The sequence below is a fragment of the Breznakibacter xylanolyticus genome (assembly GCF_003254275.1).
Lineage (GTDB): Bacteria > Bacteroidota > Bacteroidia > Bacteroidales > Marinilabiliaceae > Breznakibacter > Breznakibacter xylanolyticus.
This window is the reverse complement of record NZ_QKZK01000090.1, coordinates 1-1,011: the sequence shown is the minus strand read 5'-3', so window position 1 is coordinate 1,011 and position 1,011 is coordinate 1. Positions and strand designations below refer to the sequence as shown.

The 1,011-nt window shown below is 35.6% G+C and carries 1 protein-coding gene; it reads left to right on the top strand.

The genetic code is table 11. The features are described from left to right. Nucleotides 1–158: 158 nt before the first annotated feature. On the top strand, nucleotides 159–761 hold the full coding sequence (locus LX69_RS17445; RefSeq protein ID WP_111447302.1) for a DUF5025 domain-containing protein: 603 nt from the start codon (nucleotides 159–161) through the stop codon (nucleotides 759–761). Nucleotides 762–1,011 lie beyond the last annotated feature (250 nt).

Sequence of the window (1,011 nt, the reverse complement as noted above, 5' to 3'; positions counted from 1 at the left end):
CAACATTGTGTAGCATTAATGGCGGGTTAATCACGTTCCGCAAGGTTCTTTTCCCGCATCAACCATCTAACGGTTTGAGAGGAAATTCGCCCGCAATCCGCCACTAATGCTACACTACCCGTTGGGCGTAAGTTTAAAGAACAAAACTATTAACTAATATGAAGAAGATGAGACAATGTTATTTATTTCTAAGTGGAATTGTTTTCTTAATTGTAACAGGCTGTCAGGATTCAGAAAATGAAACTGCCACGAACAGAAGATTAAATGATTTTCAAATGAAAGTCAATCAAGAATTATGGTTGCCCTCAATAGTCGATAACGATACATGTTGCAAATCATTTAAATGCAGTTATTCTCTTTTAGATGATACTCCTTTTTATACTGTAACTGCTTATAGGGGGTTGCAATCATCTGCAGAACTTAATAGTGATAATATATTTAGATTACAAATAATGAATGTAAGAGAGAAAGGTATTTATCCTATCTCCGATGCCTATGGTGATTTTACAAGTTATGCACGCTTTATAGATAATTCAGGAGATATTCAAAAAGTATATCTTAATGACAGACTGAATTATTCATCCGTCGAGATATTTGAAATATTACCAATAGAAGGTAGTTTGCAGAAAGGGATTCATGGAAAGTTTTCTGGTATATTATTTAATACAGCTAATCGAAATGATTCAATTGTAATTAAAGATTGTGATTTCTATTTTGAACGAGTTAATTGGTCTGATTTCAACCAGTATTCACAGAATTAAGAAACGGGTATCGGATATAGATAAAAAACCTACGCCCAACATCGCATATACCTAATGGCGGTTTTATTGCACTTTGCAAGGCTTTTCGCCCGCTCAAACTTCACCTCGGTTTGACAGTTGAATCGTCCGCAATCCGCCACTAGGCATATGCGTAACGTTGCGCCCAATGTTTAGAAATAGAACAGATTGTCGTTAGAAAGAAGAACGCTTCTTTAAGGAAAGTTGAGAATGGATTGGAGCGGATTTAATA